16 protein-coding genes are annotated in these 17,572 nt (G+C 50.2%); 9 read left to right on the forward strand and 7 right to left on the reverse strand.

The window, feature by feature from the left end:
* Positions 1 to 325 precede the first annotated feature (325 nt).
* The 4 genes from J2Y43_RS19285 to J2Y43_RS19300 all read left to right on the forward strand — a co-directional run bounded on the left by J2Y43_RS19285 (position 326) and on the right by J2Y43_RS19300 (position 3,040).
* Entirely contained in the window at positions 326 to 1,156 is an 831-nt protein-coding gene (locus J2Y43_RS19285; protein WP_309985831.1) for a sterol desaturase family protein, read from the forward strand.
* Positions 1,157 to 1,505: 349 nt separating this feature from the next.
* The gene (locus J2Y43_RS19290; protein WP_309985834.1) at positions 1,506 to 2,102 is read left to right on the forward strand and encodes a DUF6134 family protein; all 597 of its coding nucleotides are present in this window, start codon (positions 1,506 to 1,508) and stop codon (positions 2,100 to 2,102) included.
* Between the two features lie 218 nt (positions 2,103 to 2,320).
* A complete protein-coding gene (locus J2Y43_RS19295) occupies positions 2,321 to 2,734 on the forward strand; it encodes a rhodanese-like domain-containing protein (RefSeq protein ID WP_309985838.1) in 414 nt (137 codons plus the stop codon).
* 27 nt (positions 2,735 to 2,761) lie between these two features.
* Positions 2,762 to 3,040 (forward strand): hypothetical protein, encoded by a 279-nt coding sequence (locus J2Y43_RS19300; RefSeq protein WP_309985841.1) that lies wholly within the window; start codon positions 2,762 to 2,764, stop codon positions 3,038 to 3,040.
* 49 nt (positions 3,041 to 3,089) lie between these two features.
* On the opposite strand, the gene J2Y43_RS19305 is transcribed toward J2Y43_RS19300, so the two are convergent.
* The gene (locus J2Y43_RS19305; RefSeq protein WP_309985844.1) at positions 3,090 to 5,066 is read right to left on the reverse strand and encodes a hypothetical protein; all 1,977 of its coding nucleotides are present in this window, start codon (positions 5,064 to 5,066) and stop codon (positions 3,090 to 3,092) included.
* Positions 5,067 to 5,450: 384 nt separating this feature from the next.
* A complete protein-coding gene (locus J2Y43_RS19310; protein WP_309985847.1) occupies positions 5,451 to 6,365 on the reverse strand; it encodes a DMT family transporter in 915 nt (304 codons plus the stop codon).
* A gap of 107 nt (positions 6,366 to 6,472) precedes the next feature.
* On the opposite strand from J2Y43_RS19310, the gene J2Y43_RS19315 reads away from it, so the two are divergent.
* The gene (locus J2Y43_RS19315) at positions 6,473 to 6,943 is read left to right on the forward strand and encodes an Lrp/AsnC family transcriptional regulator (RefSeq protein WP_309985850.1); all 471 of its coding nucleotides are present in this window, start codon (positions 6,473 to 6,475) and stop codon (positions 6,941 to 6,943) included.
* Positions 6,944 to 6,981: 38 nt separating this feature from the next.
* Positions 6,982 to 7,833 carry a glycosyltransferase family 2 protein gene (locus J2Y43_RS19320; protein ID WP_309985853.1) on the forward strand — a complete coding sequence of 284 codons (852 nt, stop codon included), beginning with the start codon at positions 6,982 to 6,984 and terminating at the stop codon, positions 7,831 to 7,833.
* A gap of 61 nt (positions 7,834 to 7,894) precedes the next feature.
* Here the strand turns inward: J2Y43_RS19320 and J2Y43_RS19325 are convergent, their stop codons facing one another.
* The gene (locus J2Y43_RS19325) at positions 7,895 to 8,368 is read right to left on the reverse strand and encodes a hypothetical protein (RefSeq protein ID WP_309985856.1); all 474 of its coding nucleotides are present in this window, start codon (positions 8,366 to 8,368) and stop codon (positions 7,895 to 7,897) included.
* Positions 8,369 to 8,578: 210 nt separating this feature from the next.
* On the opposite strand from J2Y43_RS19325, the gene J2Y43_RS19330 reads away from it, so the two are divergent.
* On the forward strand, positions 8,579 to 9,826 hold the full coding sequence (locus J2Y43_RS19330; protein WP_309985859.1) for a M14 family zinc carboxypeptidase: 1,248 nt from the start codon (positions 8,579 to 8,581) through the stop codon (positions 9,824 to 9,826).
* A 21-nt stretch (positions 9,827 to 9,847) separates the two neighbouring features.
* Here J2Y43_RS19330 and J2Y43_RS19335 read toward each other — a convergent pair whose 3' ends face one another.
* The gene (locus J2Y43_RS19335) at positions 9,848 to 10,249 is read right to left on the reverse strand and encodes a DUF3574 domain-containing protein (protein ID WP_309985862.1); all 402 of its coding nucleotides are present in this window, start codon (positions 10,247 to 10,249) and stop codon (positions 9,848 to 9,850) included.
* Between the two features lie 159 nt (positions 10,250 to 10,408).
* Here J2Y43_RS19335 and J2Y43_RS19340 point away from each other — a divergent pair, with 159 nt between their 5' ends.
* Positions 10,409 to 11,326, forward strand: a complete 918-nt coding sequence (locus J2Y43_RS19340; protein ID WP_309985865.1) for a VOC family protein — start codon at positions 10,409 to 10,411, stop codon at positions 11,324 to 11,326.
* A gap of 53 nt (positions 11,327 to 11,379) precedes the next feature.
* Here J2Y43_RS19340 and J2Y43_RS19345 read toward each other — a convergent pair whose 3' ends face one another.
* Genes J2Y43_RS19345 through J2Y43_RS19355 form a run of 3 tightly spaced genes read right to left on the reverse strand, consistent with a single transcriptional unit; the run spans position 11,380 to position 14,801 of the window.
* The gene (locus J2Y43_RS19345) at positions 11,380 to 12,423 is read right to left on the reverse strand and encodes a ferritin-like protein (RefSeq protein WP_309985868.1); all 1,044 of its coding nucleotides are present in this window, start codon (positions 12,421 to 12,423) and stop codon (positions 11,380 to 11,382) included.
* A 24-nt stretch (positions 12,424 to 12,447) separates the two neighbouring features.
* Positions 12,448 to 14,379 (reverse strand): hypothetical protein, encoded by a 1,932-nt coding sequence (locus tag J2Y43_RS19350; RefSeq protein ID WP_309985870.1) that lies wholly within the window; start codon positions 14,377 to 14,379, stop codon positions 12,448 to 12,450.
* Positions 14,380 to 14,411: 32 nt separating this feature from the next.
* Positions 14,412 to 14,801, reverse strand: coding sequence for a nuclear transport factor 2 family protein (locus tag J2Y43_RS19355; protein ID WP_309985873.1), 390 nt, complete (start codon positions 14,799 to 14,801; stop codon positions 14,412 to 14,414).
* Positions 14,802 to 15,030: 229 nt separating this feature from the next.
* On the opposite strand from J2Y43_RS19355, the gene J2Y43_RS19360 reads away from it, so the two are divergent.
* Positions 15,031 to 17,529: an ABC transporter permease gene (locus tag J2Y43_RS19360; protein WP_309985876.1), complete on the forward strand. Its 2,499-nt coding sequence runs from the start codon at positions 15,031 to 15,033 to the stop codon at positions 17,527 to 17,529.
* Positions 17,530 to 17,572 lie beyond the last annotated feature (43 nt).

The following is a 17,572-nucleotide window of genomic DNA, read 5'->3' on the forward strand; positions in this document are numbered from 1 at the left end:
TTTTGCGCAAATGCTTGGAAGTTAAGTGGCTGTTACATTAACTTTGCATGCAATCTGATCATTCAATCGAGCTGAGAACCACCCGAAGCTGTGTCCATTTTTTAACGACATCGCATATGCGTTCGATTAAAACTACACATAATGCCCCTTTTTCCGGCCGTCGCTACGCAGCGGCGCCCGCGGCTGTACCATTTGCTTCTCATGGAGCAGGCTGTTGTTGTTGCTAACTGAGTCCCTGCATGCCGGCGCCCGCCGGTAAGCCTTCCTGTTTTCCCATTACCAATACGTCGCCCGCCACCCGCGCGACACAGACTTTCTATGCAACATGAAATTCACAGACAGCCATATTTATTACGAAATCCTCATTCTTTTTGCAGTGATCAGTTTTGCCGAAGCATTTACAGGCCTTTACAAAAGTGAGAAATGGTCTAGAAATGAGTGGTATATCAATTTTGCAGGACTTTTCCTGTCGAGTATCATCACACGGCCGCTTAGTTTCCTGCTGTCGGCCTACGTGCTCAACTACTTCTTCGCCGACTATTATAATGTATTCGAAAACGTGCCGCTATGGGCGGGCGTCCTCATTACGGCATTACTCGAAGATTTCACGCAATACTGGTGGCATCGTGCCGCGCATACCTACACGTGGCTGTGGAAGGGCCACCGCGTGCATCACAGCGCGCCCGAAATGAGCGTATTCCTCACCGGGCGCAATTCGTGGGTGTACCTGCTGCTGTTCCCGCCGCGTATCGTGTCGACGGTCCTCATATTCCTCGGTTTCGGCCAGGCGTTCCTGATAGGCTATTTTTTCAAAGCGCTGATCGGTATTTCCGCGCATTCGAGCGTGCGCTGGGATAAACCGCTTTACGCGATTAAATGGCTGCACCCCGTGATGTGGGTACTCGAACGCACCATTTCCACCCCTGCGACGCACCATGCACACCACGCTGCCACCGACGCCGATGGTATCGGGGTGATCAACGGAAACTATGGTAACATGTTCTTTATCTGGGACATGCTGTTTGGGACGGCCAAAATCACCAGGGAGTTTTCGGAGCACATCGGGCTCGAAGATTACCAGGAAGAGCCGTGGTACGTGCAATTGGGTTACCCGTTGTTCAAGTCGAGCGACCAGCGCAGCGAGCTGTCGAAGTGAATGGGTAACTGGTTAGGTATTGTCAGGAATAGTCAGGAATAGTCAGGTGTTGTCAGGTGTTGTCAGATGGCTTAGATAACGTACACATTCGTTTTAAACATGTATGCCGTACAATTTCTGACTATCAATGACAATACCTGACCACATTTTGGCTATTCGGTCATTTAAAATCAAATAAATATAAGATTGAGGAACATTCTGTTAATGCCTTTTGGGCATGTAACAACAGGGATTTGGTACTATGCTGTTGCATCCCTGACGGGATTTTCGGTCGACTGATTTATTCACATCTACCAATATTACATCGCTACGCGATTTGTTAACGACACATCTTCAAAATTGACCTCTTATGCAGAAAACGCTATTGATACTGCTGCTGTTGGCGTCGTTGGCCGGATACGCCCAGGTCGCGACGTTCGACGTGGTGATGGCCGGGCATACCATCGGATCGGTGAAAGTATTGCCGCAGGACGACGGCGCGCGGCTGCGCAAGCGGATCGAGGCGGAGTTCAGCGTACCGTTTTTTTCCGGCAGTTTTGTGGCGGAAAACCAGTTTTCGGAGGGTACCCTCCACAGTTCGCTGACCGAGCAGACCGTGAATGGCAAACGGCGCGAGCAGACGGTTACCACGCGGCTAGCCTCGCAGCATTATCGCTTCGATTTATCGGAAAAAACCGACCGTAACCGCAAATGGGAAGTGGTGGCGCCGATTGCACACACGATCACGGGCCTGTATTACCAGGAGCCGGCGCAGGTGCAGGCGGTATATTCCGAGAAGTTCGGGGCGATGTGCAAGATCAGGAAGCTGGGCAACGGCAGTTACAGCGTGGAGCTGCCCAACGGGAAGGAGAGTGTTTACAGCTACGAGCACGGGCATTGTGTGCGGGTGGTTACGGAACTGGCGGGCGTGAAGCTCAGCATCGTGAGGAAGCAGCGGCCTTTGTAGGTATTTTGGATAGTCAGCTGCTCGTATACTCTGTATCGTTCGCAAATTAGCCCTGCACTGACAACTCCCAATCGATCGCATTAACCAGGCCGGTCGAAAATGCCTGGTGGTATAATGTCGGATTTTCGGATACGTCTCCGCGTGGAAATCGTTGACGGGCAGTTTAATTTCCTAGTTTTGTATATTAAATCTATGAAAATAATAGATTATCGTATCTCATGAAAAAGCTATCTTTTCTGATCATCCTCTTTTTGGCATCGGTCGTGGCCGTGCAGGCGCAGCATCCCGCGCCTAAAAACGTTGTTAAACCCGATCCGCAGGCATTGGCCCAGATCAAGGCCGGAAAGGCCTACCTTGTGGATGTGCGTACGCCCGAGGAGTTCGACGGCGGGCATTTGCAATATTCCCAAAATATCAATTTCAACGGTCCGGACTTTAAGACGCAGATCGCCAAACTCGATAAAAACAAGCCGGTATACCTCTATTGCCGTTCCGGCAACCGTAGCGGGAAGGCGGCCGATACCCTTAAAACACTCGGTTTTCACTCTTATTACAACATCGGCGGTTTTGAGCAGCTGAAAGCCGACGGTTTCCCGGCCGAACAACTGCAAACCAGCGCATCCAGAAAGTAGTCCGACGTTGTTTGCACCAGAAAATCCATGAACCAGACACCGACTGAAAACTTCGTGATATTTGTGGCGCTGTTGCTGTTGTACGTGCAGACTTCCGCGCAGCACTATATCGCTGCAGGCCACCCGCGAACCGACCGTTTCAAGGGCAAATCGCTGTATGCCGACGTGGCGCATCAACTAACCCCGGCATTCACCGCCCCGACGCGGATGACTTTATTTGCATTGTTTGACAGACCGCAGGACGATGCTTTCACCAATTTGCCGAAGTGGCTGGAAGAGAGGACTAATGTGGTAGTAGGTGGTTAAGATATCTTGGTCTTGGCAGGAGGAAAAACTACGGTACTCTATTAAATTACTAACCTATATTCAACTTTTCAAATAAGACCCGATTACGTTCCTTGGAATCCTTCAAGATTTTATCAAAGCTCATTATTTCGACATACATATTGTAGTTATCGTTAAAAGCAAAGTATCCATCTCCGCCGGGTAATAAACGGTAGCCTCCGTCTTTCGCGTAGGCTTGTAGTTTTTTTGTTAGGTCGCAGATAATGTAAGCGTAGATTGGTGTGTTGCTTCTTAAACCAAATTCTCTATTGTTTTTGTCTTTTGCTTCGCCGTCAATGATTTCTCTGGCATATTTGTTAATTTGTTGTATTGGATTTTCATCATCAAGATAATCGTCTCGCATTGGGCGCTTAAATTCTATTAAGACAATTGACTCGTATGGTTTACTGTCGTTCGAAAAAACAAAGGGGTGATTAAATATTATGATATCCGGTCGATCATTAGAATCAGATTTAATGGAGTCGATCTTTTTAAAACTTTTATCTGACGCGAGATATTTGTGGTATGAAAGTTTATCGTCGATCATCCAAAGGTTGTGATCTTCGAAGCCGATTTCATCGGAAAGACTTTGTAGTGGAAATATCAAGTTGTGTACTGCTCGTTCAGTGGCCCTTTCGTTCAATAATTTTTGAAACAAATCCAGTACAAGCTTTCGGTGTATTACATATTCAGATAATTTAGAGTTTCCTACTTCGATGATTTTGCTGTAAAGGGCCTGCTTTTCTTCGTTGAAAGTATTACTGTCTTCTTCGTTGTTGATAAACTTTAATTCCAAAGTAACTTCTTGTTTAACTTCGAGTTCTAATGCTTGCTGAACTTTGAAGAGTTCGATTTCAAGCTTCTCGTCGTTGAGAGTGGAAGGTATCCGCTTTAATTCGTTAGGTTTATATTTCAGTAATTGTCTATATCTCGGATGACGGTTTACAAACTCTCTCACTTTTTCAACTCGCTTCAACGAAAGTTGATCGATCTGTTCAGAGAAATCCGAGTGAATTTTTTCTGTTATTGTCTTTCGAAGCTCTTCTTGACTAGTTTGGTCCGGAAAATCAATTTCGCCTTTTGAAAATGAAATAGAGGTTCTTTCATCGTTAACATTGGCATCTAAATATGCTCCTTCTACATAGATTGCTATTGAAAATTTATTGCCCTCCGCATCGTACAAGAAATCATCGAGCTCTGGAATGTCAATGGATATTTTGTCATCTAGTACTTCTCTGGTATTCGCGCAGTAATGAATTTTGTTGTCGAGTTTGTTACTATATAGTTTAACTACGTTTAATTTGAAGACATTATCTCGGATTTTTACCTCCTTCGTCTTCACCTGTCCATTTGTAAATTTTGTAAACAAGTCATTGACAACTATTTCGTTGCCGAGGTCTTTAATAATAATCCTGGGACATTGTTTGTTGATAAAATAGATAAAGCAATGCTCAATAATTTTCAAGGCAATGTCTTCTGGGTTATTATTGCACCATTTTCTATATTCCTGTTTCAAGTTTCTAAGTTTTACAATCGTCTGACGTTGTGGGGCTTCGTCAATAACATGTATGGTGTGCTTTTCAATTCCTGATCGAGTCGGTTCAAAGTTAAATTTGCGGAGGTGCCAATTTTGGTTTTCAAAAAAATGACTTTCGACTTCTGCACGGCCGAAAGCTCTTAGCCATGTAAACCTGCCGATTCCTTTTCCGCCTTTACCAAACTTGTAGGTTGAGTGTGCATAGTTAAATGACTCGAAGTTTTTTTCGTTGAAACCAACTCCGTTGTCTTCTATATGAAAATCTGAAATTTCAGGAAGTATCTCTGGCCTTCCAAAGTTTATTGTTTCTTGTTCCGATCGAACTATGTTGATCCTAACAATGCCAGGTTTGGTAGATGTTTCCTCTTCGATTGCTTGAATGGAGTTTACCACTGCCTCGAACAACGGTAAGAGTGTGTTACTAAAAGCGAGTTTTTTTTCGTTTATTTTCCCTTTGACGTCTGTCTGCATATTTGAATACTTTGTAATTTTTTATTTGGGCTTTAATTGGTTGATTATTAAATTATTATACTAAACAGGGCTGCTGTACTGCCATGCTGCAATATAGTGATTTTTAGAGATGAGTAACAAAATCGATCACCAATCGGAATCTGTAATTATCAGGCGGTTGACAGTGTGCTTTTTTATCCACGATTCAGTAGTACGGTATATGCAAATTTTGCCCTTAGATCCCCGCGCAGCCGACATTTTCACGTCATTCAAGGAGCTGGTATTTTTCTTCCAGCGGGTTGAGGGGATGAAGGGGTAACTTGTTTACACCTCCCCAATACGAACAAAGCCAGGCGATCGAACCCGATTGCCTGGCTTTTGCTTATCATATATCACTTCAATATGTTATACCACAGGCGGCTCCAACGCCACATCCCGCTCCATGGCGAGCAGAAATACCGTTGAGATAATTAGCCCGGCGCCGATGTAGTCCATCAGAAGGAATGGCACGCCGAGCCAGCTTACGGACAGCAGCGCGGTGGAGAGCGGTTCGGCGGAGGTGAGGAGGCTGGCTTTTTGGCCGCCGATCAGTTTTACGCCGGTGAGGTAGGCGTAGAAGGGGATTAGCGTGCCGAAAAGGACGACAAATGCGGTGTAGGCGTAGGTGTGCACGTCCCAGATGCCGTCGGTGTGCCAGGGGGCGCGCACGAGCGAGATGCCGATACCGCCGATGAGGAGGCCCCAGCCGATGATGGTGGTTTCGTGGTACCTTTTGAGCAGCGATTCCGGTTGGATGGTGTACATCGCCAGGCTCACGGCCGAGGCAAGGCCCCAGGCCAGCGCTGTGCCCGAAATGGCCAGCTCGCCCGGTTTTCCATGCGTCACGAGCAGGAATGTACCCAGCATAGCAACGGCAATAGCCACCAGGTTGAGCGGCCGCAACGGCTTTTTGAACTTAACAGCCAGATAAACGGCGATGATAATGGGGCTCGTAAACTGCAATATGGTGGCAGTGGCCGCATTGGAATGTTTAATGGCCGCGAAATAGGTGTACTGGACGGTAAGCATACCCGAAATGCCGAAGGACAGGAGGCGGATCGCGTCGCGTTTGTCTTTCCAGGGCGCGAATGTGTCCGCATTTTTCCGGGCCTTGCTGATAGCCACGAGGACTATCCCGGAAATGAGCATACGGACCGACATCAGCCACTCGACGCTGATGTGCTGTTGTTGAAATAAAAACTGACTGAATGTGCCTGATACGCCCCACAAACTGGCGCCCATCAGCACCATAGCGATTCCCTTCCCCGCCTGATTCTGCATTTGACTTTGATCGAATTAAATTGTTGCGCAAAATTAATTTTGGTCAGGCGTAATTTTTCCTCGATTTTGAGGGCAAATTTGCAATTTTGTTTCGTTGCACCAACCCTATGATTACACTCGACTCATTCGACATTTCCATTCTGGCGATCCTCCAAGCCGATAATACTACGCCCCAGCGCGATATCGGCGAGCGGATCGGACTGTCGGCGCCTGCGGTGCAGCGGCGCATCAAGCGGCTGCGGGAAACGGGCGTGATCAGAGCGGACATTTCGGTGCTCGATCCCGAAAAACTGGGCCGGCCGATCACCATTTTTACGGAAGTGAAGATGGAAGTGGAGAAGGTGGAGATCATCAAACAAGCCAAGGCGATTTTCAGCAACGCCCCGCAGGTGCAGCAATGCTATTACGTGACGGGCGAAGTGGATTTTATCCTGATACTGGTCGTTTACAGCATGAAAGAGTATGAAGAGCTGACCCAGCAACTGTTTTTCGGGAACAATAATGTTAAAAGCTTTAAAACCAGTATTGTATTGGATATTGTAAAAGCGGGATTGAGTATTCCGATCAATAAGCCATAACTTTGGCGCATGTCATCGACAAAATCTCATTAGCCATCATGTTTTCCATTCAAAATCTGCTTTCCCGGTTTCGCGGCTCCCGCACCGGTGAATCTGTTGAACCTCAATATTATTTATCCGTTTGCTGCATTGTAAAAGACGAAAATGATTACCTCTCCGAATGGCTGGATTATCACCGGAAAGTCGGGGTAGAACACTTTTATATTTATGATAATGGCAGCAAGAGCCCTGTTAAAGAAGCCATTGCCGCACTTGGTTACAGCGAATGGGTGACGGTTACGGGCATTCCCGGGCAGAATATGCACGTGAAAGCGTACCAGTATTGCCTCGATAACTTTGGTTATAATTCGAGATGGATCGGATTCATTGATATGGACGAGTTTATCGTACCCAAAAATGAAAGTGCAAACCTGCCCCGATTGCTTGAAAAATATGAAGAATACGGCGGTCTTGGGCTGTCGTGGTTGATATTTGGTTCGAATAATCATATCCAAAAGCCGGCGGGCAGTCAATTGGAAAACTTTACCAGACGATCGGAGATCTCTTTCCCGCCTAACCGCCATATTAAAAGTATTGTCCAGCCACGTTTTGTGCAGTCGGCTTACAAATCGCATTGTTTCAAATTCAAACCCGGGTATTCCTGTGTGAATGAGCATTTTGTACCCATTGATGAGGCATTGGCGGACGTGAGTGTGGATACGATCCAGCTTAACCATTACTATTGCCGGTCGTTGGAGGAGTATAGGCAAAAGGTGGAGAGGGGCATCAGCGATACGAAGCGCAAGCGGAAACTGGACGAATTCCACAACCACGACAACGAATCCAACGTGGTGGAAGACACGACGATTTTGAGGATTTTAGATAAATTGAAAACGCCGCAGAACAATTGAGTTCATCAATAAGCCCCGGAAAATATTGCCGGGGCTTTTCATTCTGCCAATAACCACGGTTCTATTCCCGCGACGGCACACCGCTGGTTTGCGTCGCCAGATTCCGGTAATTGCCGGTGGTGCCTGTGTGATTTTTGGTGTTTTTGGGTGCGGAGCCGCTGCCTTCTTTCACCGTCGCATCCGGCTCGGTGAGGTTTTTACGGCGAATCGCAATAGCTTCTTTGGAAAACAGCATCGAATTGTTGTCTTCGCGGTCGGAGTACCGGCCTACGTCATTGGCATTTTCATGCGTAGCGCCCCCGGGACGGTTGCTGCCGTCGTTTTCACTGCTTTTCTGAGCCACCTGGTCCGTAGGGTTAGGCTTACCCGATTGGTCGGTACTTTTTTTCTCGGTTTCGGGCGTAGGTGTTTGCACGCCCTGCCCGGTAGCCTTGGTCGTTTTGGATTTGTCGGTGGAACTGCTGGTACTTTGGGCAAACGCTGCCGTTGTTGCGCAGAAGCATACCATGGCGGCGGTGATCACTATCTTTTTCATGCTACGTATCAGTTAGTTGTTGATTTCTTACCGTGAATATAGTTAAAAATTATGCCAACGATTCGTCGGAATGCGTGCAGATTTTTAACGGCCGATTCGGGAGCAAAGCGGCGCTTATTTTTGAAAGTAGAACCAGGTTACAAACTGCTTTTGCAAGGTACGTGCACGTGCACAGTCGTGCATGAAGGTGTCAATCAGTAATCCGGTTGAATGATGAAATACAACGTAACTTTAAAGGTACTCTTTGCCTGCGGGCTGATCGCGGGCACCGGCTTGCGTACGGATGTACGCGCGCAAATTCCGGGCGACAAGGCCGACAGCATCGCTGCGTCCAAAATCTTTGTCCATACCGGCTTTGAGAATGCCTCACCTATGAACTGGCGGATCGATTCGGCCGGCAGGGTGGTGGGCAGCCTGGTATACGACCATGAACGCTTTTCGCGGAACAGGGCTGTGAACCACTTCCATTTCAGGGTCGAGGCAGCAACGGGAACGGAAGTGACCGTGATCCTGGAAAATTTTGATAACATCTGGAACAATCGGTTTGCCAGCGACCTCTCGGAGCGCTCCCGGTTTGTGATTTCCTTTGATCATAAAAAGTGGGAGAGCCGTTCGATAGAAGTCGTGCCGGGCCGCAGGATGCTGTTCCGGTTCAGGATGGAGGCGCCATTCGCCTACATTGCGAGCGTGGAGCCCTACCGGGTCAGCGATCTGGAGAAAATGCTGGCGACCATCGGGAAGAATAAACTTGCCGCCGTTACGACCATCGGTAAAACCGCGGAAGGCCGGTCGCTGGAAATCATCCGGATCGGAAATGAGAATGCACCCAAGCGGCTCTTCCTGCGCGCGAGGGCGCACGCATTCGAGGCGGGCGGGAACTGGACCGTGGAAGGGCTGGTACAGAAGCTGCTCAGTAACGACGACGACGCCAAACGCTATTTGAAGCGGTACTGTGTTTACATCCTGCCTATGGCCAACAAAGACGGCGTTGCACGCGGCAAAACACGGTTTAATGCCAACGGTTATGACCTGAACCGCAAGTGGGACAAACCGGCCGACGAGCTCATTGCACCGGAAAACTATTACCTCGAACAATGGCTGCAAAAGATGATACGGGCGAACAAGAAGCCCGATCTGGCGCTTGATGTTCATAACGATGCCGGCGGAAACCTGCATATAAGCCGGCCCGACGGGGATATTACCGACTACCTTGCGCGTATGGATAAGCTGGAATCGCTCCTGCGCAAGCATACCTGGTTTACGGAAGGTGCTACTAAGGCAAGTTTCCGGAACCCGGGCACTTTGGGAGAGGGCTTCCTGACGCGCCTCGGCATTTACGCCGCCGTCTATGAGCTGAACTACGAATGGATCAAAGGTCTGAATAAAGCGCCGCTCGCCGCCGACTGGATTTCATTGGGAAACAAGCTGCCCGAAGTTTTCTACCACTATTTCGAATGATCGGTTGGCAGGATTGTACGATCAGGGCGCTTTGTTGATAAACTTCACTTTGGATTTAATATCTGTCCGGAGCACGCTTTGCTGGCGGAACCGGCGAAGGTAACGCTGGGCAATGCTGTCGAGGGCGGCGCTTCTTTCCTTGCTTTTTTTTCCAAAGAACGTCACCACTTTGGTCGGTTCGGTGATGGTCTGCTTAGTGTCGGTATCCTTCCAGCGGCCATTGGCGTCCCATTCGGTGTAGCCTTCGGGAAAGTAATTGCTGATGACGCTGTCGCTGAAATTCTTCCATTGCTGTTCGCTCACGGTCCCGCCGCCCGGAATGTCTCGGCCGAAATAGAGGTCGCTGCGCTGGTAGCTTGCGCAGGAAGAAAGCCCCAGGCAGCCGATCACCACCCATTTTTGCAGTAGTCTTAAGTTGATCATCGTTCAGGATTGAATGTATCTATAAACATAGCACAAGTTACTACAAGCGAAAAGTGGTGTCGAAATAAAATGACAAGCTGTTCAAATCGACCAATTTTTTAACTTTACGGTCCTCCCGTCAGTGCACCCGTTCGAGTCATCAACTAAAATCAAATGGTCATGCAGAAAATCGTCCCGCATTTATGGTTTGACAAGGAAGCTGCGGAAGCAGCGGAGTTTTACGCATCGGTATTTCCGGAGTCCCGGGTGATGAGCGTCACAACGCTGGAAGATACGCCTTCGGGCGATGCCGATATGGTCATATTCGAGCTCTGGGGGCAGAAATTCATGGCCATCAGCGCCGGTCCGATTTTCAAACCGAATCCTTCCATATCCTTCATGGTCAATTTTGACCCGCTGCTGTTCGACGGGTCGAAGGAGTCGGCGCGCGCGAAAATCGATGAGGTCTGGAACAAGCTGGCCGATGGCGGAAGCGCGTTAATGCCGATCGGCGAATACCCGTTCAGTGAGCGGTATGGCTGGGTACAGGACAAGTATGGCGTTTCGTGGCAGCTGATCCTCACGAAGCCCGAAGGCGAGCCGAGGCCGCCGATCATCACTTCGCTGCTGTTTGTGGGGGATCAATGCGGCAAGGCGGAGGAAGCCATCAATTTCTATTGTTCTGTTTTCGAGAAATCCAAACTGGGCTCGCTGCACCGCTATCCCGAAGGCCATTCGCCGGACAAGCCCGGTACAGTCATGTTCGCCGATTTCAAGCTCGAAGATTCGTGGTTTACCGCCATGGACAGCGCCCATCAGCATCAATTCAGCTTTAATGAGGGTATTTCGCTGGTGGTGAATTGCGATGACCAGGAAGAGCTGGATTATTTTACCCAAAAAATGTCGGCTGTTCGCGAGGCTGAGCAATGCGGGTGGATTAAAGATAAATACGGCGTGTCGTGGCAAATTTCACCCATCGAATTGGAAGAAATGATGGTAAATGGCACCCGCGAGCAGCTCAATCGGGTAACTCAGGCACTATTACCCATGAAAAGGCTCCAAATAGCACCTCTGAAAAACGCTTTCGAGGGTGTATAAACGCTAAAAGGTCGACGGCTGTAATTGGCCGTCGACCTGCATTTTAAAACACGCTAACTTCCGGCGGGAACGATAAACTCGAACGATGGCCCGATTGTGTAGCCGGGTTTGCCCGGGAAGGGCGTGGCACACAGTTTCTGGGCGGTCAGTTTGAGATCGTACATCACACCCACCGTATTATCGAGCATTCCGGGCTGGCCGTTGAACGTCGTGTGAAGCCCCGAAAGCAAGGAATAGTAGCTCGTATTGAACTCGTTCATCCGGTTCCATTCCTCGCTGCCGACCGGTAGCATGCTGATTTTCGTATTGGGAAACAACGGAAAAACGCCCTCGGCTGAGAACGGGATCGCCGGCCCTGAGAACGAATAGCCATTGGGGGCGGTATCGTCTTTTACCAGCCTTTTGCCTTTGTAAAGTTCCTCAAAACGGTAGTAATGCGCGAGTTCATCTTCCTGGTCGAGCGGGGAGGTGGAAGTTCCCTCGCCTTGCTCGATGATGATGTTGATCGCGTCGATCGCGTTTTGTTTGGTATAAATCGGAAAGAGCTCGTCGGCAGGAAAGAACGACGAAGTGACTTGTTTGCTCTTCTCTCCCGGCAATTCATCCGGTGCCAGTTCGTCAATCTTTTGCTGAATGGCCTGATAAAACTGGCCGATTGTGCTGTAAGTCGGCAATGCGGCCAGGCTCACGGATTTGAAAACGAGCGGATTCTCCGGTTCTTCAATCTCCATAAAAACATTTTTGACGACGTCTGTCGAATATTTTTCCAGCCCCACGATGAGCCCGTTACCAATGCCCATCGGTAACGGACCGGGGTATTCGGGTACAAAATCGGCATGGTTGATCACCGGGTGCCCGCCAAGGGCATTCAGGATGTTCGCCGCGATGGTCATGTGCAGCATTTCTTCGATCACGATCGAATGGATTACTTGCCGCTGCACCGGATTGGCACCAGGGTTCAGGGAAAACATCGCCGTGAGGTAAGGCGGAATCGTGGAATGTTCCAGTTCGACGGCGTTTTGAACGAGCGGATAGAGCTCTTCCAGGGCATTGGCGCTCAATGCCTTCTCAATATATCTTGAATCTATTTGTAGCATGGTGAATGAGTTTTAGGCCGTAAATCACAGATTTTCAAACAAATCGTTGGTGGCGGAGAAGCCCGGGAACGACCCGTTTTTCGCTTTCACAGCTTCCCGGTAACGGGTTTGTTTGTCGGTCAGCGCGGTGCCGGGTGCCACCGGGTTGGCAGTCCGCGCCTCCCTGGCCTCGGACCTTACCACGGTTTTCGGAGCGATTTGCGGATTGTTGAGCCAGTTGAGAATGGTATTACGCTTGGTAGAGGACAAGTCGCGCGTCACGGGCATGTGCATCGTGTCGTTGATATCGCGCGAGAATGCGAAAATCAGGATCTTCTTTTTCTCTGCGAGTGCCGCAGGATCGGCCAGGTTCACGACATACTTGCTCATGATCGGGTACAGGTTGCTGTACTGGATCATCATCTCCGAAATGTCACTCCAAACCGGGTTCGCGATTTCCTGGAAATAATCGCGCAGGTGCACCACAACTTGTTCTGTTCCAAATGCCTGGTCGACGGTCGCGGTCTGGTAGGTAATGAAGTAGATCTGTCCGTCGATGTAAACCCTCGGGCTGTAAATGGCATTACCGGTGAGCAGCATTTGCGCTTTGCCCTGCTGATTGGTCGAAATCTGACCGTCGAAAGTCAGGCCCTCTGCCGGGAAATTGTTCCCGTAAAGCTCCGAGATCGGGTTTTGCGGGCCGACAGGCGTATCGGGGGTAGCCGGGTCGAGGGTAATACTGATGCTCGTATTTGGAAGCAGGTTTCCCCATTGATAGGCATAAAAATCGATATTCACTGACTGGCCGTCATCCAGGCGCTGAATGAAATTATCGGCCCTGGCTACGAGCCCGTCGATGGCCTCGCGCGCGATGATCGCAAATTGTCCCGGCTGGCTTGTCGATGGGGTAATTAGCAGCAACTGGCTGTTGCTCAGCGCGGCCATCGTCGCGTCCGGCAAATTGCTGAAAGAAGCGATCCCGCCTGTCTGGTTGAGCCAGTTTGGGTCGGATTGATAGTCCAATGTCCCGATTTCGATGAAATCATTCGGATTAATGTAAAAAGTCGGCGTCTGACGGCTCGCTACGCCGGTTTGCGGTACTTTGCTGACGGCCAGGCGCAGGTCTTGTTTGTAGGTAACAGTGCCGACGGAATCGGCTACCGGGAAGCTCGCCCCAAAATCAATGCTCACGCGTTTGGAATCGGGCTCCACCAGGAAATTGGAAGTGCTGAAAAAAGTACTGCGGGCGCTCGGCGTGTAATTGATGCCGTACAACCTGCGCGCCGGCGCAAAAGTGAGCGGCTCGCCTTCGAAATAGGGGCCGATGGAACCGATGATCCGGCCCAGCGAAAACCGGCCGTCGTTATGGTTATAGTAATAGCCGAACGGGTTCATGTTAATGGCCAGGGTGTTATTCTGCGTGGTCGCGCGCAGTGTTTTCAGGAAAGCCGACTGTTCCGCCAGCACGCCCCATTCGATATTGGTAATCACCGACGTCCAGCTGGCGCCTAATGGCTGTCCGTTGCTTTTGCCGCCGTCGAGCTGCCTCATTTGAAGGTCGCGGAACGAGGTGGTGGTAATGTCACCTTTGAAAAGCAGGTCGCCATTGGCTGTACAAATGCGGAGCTGCACGCACCATAATGCGGAAAACATCTGGGCGTCGGGGTCGAGGTCCACCATTTTTCCCGTCGGACGCCCCTCGGCGCCTACTACGGCCTGGCCAATAATAATGTCGTCGGACTGGGAAGTCTGCGTGGTGCCATCGGGCAGGAAAATCTGCCTGACCGCGCAGTTCTGGAAATCGAAAACTGCGCCGCCTTCGGGATTCCACCAGCCATTGGTGGCACCCTTGCCGGGGTCCTGGAAATTGGGCTGGAAGGTGGCGTTGTTGTAGTGGGCCGTGTCGTTGTTAACCGTGCTGACATCGGACAGGAAATCGCCCGTGAACACGAGCCTTGGCGCATGAAGATAAGACATGGTGTTTTAATTTATTGTGAGGATAAGATTCTTTAAGCGGCTGTATTCCAGATGATAAAATGTTGCAGCCATGCTCCATCGTATTTTTTGTAAATCCAAAGCATCCTGCCGGTTTCCGACGCTTTTTCGCCCGTTTGCTTGTCGGTGGTTGTCTGTTGGTAAATCGCCCATTCATAGGCAAGATCTTCCCTGATCTCGATATCCTGCGATTCGTAGGATATCTGAATGTAAAACGCATCGAACCACGAGCGCAGGAACTCCACGCCGCCAGCCTTGGTATTGATGACCGGCGAACCGGGAGCGATGACGGTGATATCATCGGCGAGAATGGCGGTCATCATTTCCAGGTTGCCGGTGTTTTCCGCTTCCTGGACGATCAGCCGCAGTTTTTCAATTTGTTGTCTGTCGTTGTCTCTGTTCATGGAGATAAAAGTTGTTTGGAGGAGGAAGCTGCCGTGGCGTTATTTTTTACTTACTAATTCGATTTGTTTGTAGAATTAGTTATTAAGCGGTCATGAAGATGGCGAAGAACCATTTCTTCGGACGTAGGCTGTGCTTTGCGTGTCCGTTTTGGCACGCCCGGCGTTCGAAAGCGGACATTTATATCGGGTAGGGTTTACGAAAATGAGGCTAGGCGCCTCCATTGACAGAATGTCAAAAATTGGCATGGCATTGGTGGTGCGGGAAATGAACTTCAATTTCGGGCCGGTCATGATCAGAAACCACTTCACCATCGCTGTAAGGAGTTTTTTCAACAGCAAAGGCTATTCCTTTATTAATGTTGCCGGCCTCGCGGTAGGGCTGGCTTGTACGATACTGATTTTTCTGGTGGTTCGGCATGAGACTAGTTACGACTTGTCGCAATCGCGCCTCGAACGGATTTACAGGGTAGAAACCGAGAATATCAAAGAAGGACATACGTATCCGGGTACCTACACCGGCATGGCCCAGGCGCTGCGCACCGACCTACCCGAAGCCGAAGTCATCGCGCCGCTTATGCAAAGGGGAGGCAAGACCATGGCGGCCGGAGCGCTGCCCGCGGGTAGCTATTCTCAGGAGAAAAAAAATCAGCGGCCGGCATTCAGGGAATCGGTCGTGTTTGCGGATAATGCCCTCTTCCGCGCGCTCGACTATACCTGGGTAGCAGGCAATCCCGCGCATGCATTGTCGCAACCGAATGCGATCGTGCTCACGCGCGCTTACGCGAAAAAGTACTTCGGGACCGCGGATGTGCTCGGAAATACGATCCGGATGGATAATAAACAGGACTTGACCGTCACCGGGGTTGTGGAGGATTACCCGGCTACCACGAGCTTCCCGTTCAACATGCTTGTCTCGTTCGCAACCGTCAAGCAGATTGACCCAGGTTTTGAGGACAATAAATGGAACGGCTGGAATGACAATTTTCAGGTATTTGTGGTATTGAAAAAAGGTGTAGCCCCGGAGCAACTCACCGGACGTTTTGAATCGGTAGTAGTGAAATATATGGGTAAGGAAGCACTTCCCGACAAGCGTTTCAAACTGAATCATTTGGCTGAAATCCATTACACGGGTAATCTCGGCGGCCGGAGCGCGAATGTGGGCTTGCTAAAAACACTTTCGGTAATCGGCGCACTCGTTCTGTTAATCGCCTGCTTCAATTTCATCAACCTCAGCACAGCGCGTGCATTCAAGCGCGCGAAGGAAGTAGGCATACGCAAGGCAATAGGCAGCAGCCGCAAATCGCTGATATACCAGTTCCTGACCGAAGCAGGCCTTGTTACACTTTTCGCGGGCATAGTGGCGCTGGTACTCAGCGTATTGTTGTTGCCCGTCCTGGCGGCAGCGCTGGCCATTCCACTGACATTGGACGACGACCTGTTTACGGGCTCAACGGCGCTCTTTACGGGTTTTCTGTTGCTATTGACGACCTTACTGGCGGGTATTTATCCTGCACTAAGGCTGTCGGGCATGGCGCCGATCTGGGCACTGAAGAGCAATTCGACAGTACGCGCCGGTCAGTGGTTCTCCATGCGAGAGGGGTTGGTAGTCGTGCAATTTACGGTATCGCTCGTGCTGATATGCTGCGCGATGCTGATCGACCGGCAGCTGGATTTCTTCCGCAATGCGGACCTCGGGTTCAACAAATCGGCCGTCATTACCGTGGGATTACCCGACAACAAGCCCGAAAAACTGCATACGCTTCGCGAACAGCTGATCCGTTCGGCCCAAATCAAGGATGTGAGCTTTTCATTCAATAGTGCCTCCGCCGAAAGTAACTGGATGCAGGCAATGGAATACCGGCAGGGGCCGAAGGTGGTTCAGGTCAAAACCCAGATGAAAATGGGCGACTCACATTATTTCGATACCTATGGCATCCGGATGCTAGCCGGCGAGCCGCTGAAAGACAGCGACACGACGAGGAATTTCAGGATTATCGTCAATGAAGTATTCCTTGGCCGGATCGGCATCGACAGTCCCCGGGCGGCAATCGGCCAAAGGGTCTATTACGGTGATGGTAACGAGTTTGCGACGATTGTGGGTGTCGTCCGCAACTTCCACGTTAACTCCCTGCATCAGAAAATAGATCCGACCATTATTCAAGTCGTTCCCAACAACTTTTACCAGGCGGGCATCAAGCTGCAAAGCGAAAATGCCAGTGCCGCTTCGATTCAGGCTGCATTGGCCGACATCGAAAAAGCCTGGATGGAAGCATTCCCCGATCAGGTGTTTGAATACAGCTTCCTGGACGAAACCCTGGCGCAGGCCTACCAGTCCGAAACGCGCACAGCCCGGCTTATAGAGGCCGCGACCATTTTGGCGGTATTGATAGCGAGTATGGGACTGTTCGGTCTCGCAACCTTCACCGCCGAGCAGCGGACCAAGGAGATAGGGGTGAGAAAAGTGCTTGGCGCTTCGGTTGGCAGCGTGGTAGCTTTGCTTTCCCGCGATTTCCTGAAACCCGTGGTGCTGGCGATCGTCGTAGCGTCGCCCATTGCCTGGTACCTGATGGACCAATGGTTGCAGAATTTCGAGTTTAAAATCTCGGTTTCCTGGTGGCTTTTCGTGGCGGCTGGCTCGCTGATGTCACTCATCGCGTTGGCTACCGTGAGTTTCCAGAGCCTGCGCGCGGCAATGTTGGACCCGGTTCGGAGTTTACGGAGTGAATAGGGCGGAATACTGCCCGAAAGAGAGCTGTCAGTAGCCGGTAGTC

The organism is Dyadobacter sp. BE31 (genome assembly GCF_031457695.1).
Lineage (GTDB): Bacteria > Bacteroidota > Bacteroidia > Cytophagales > Spirosomataceae > Dyadobacter.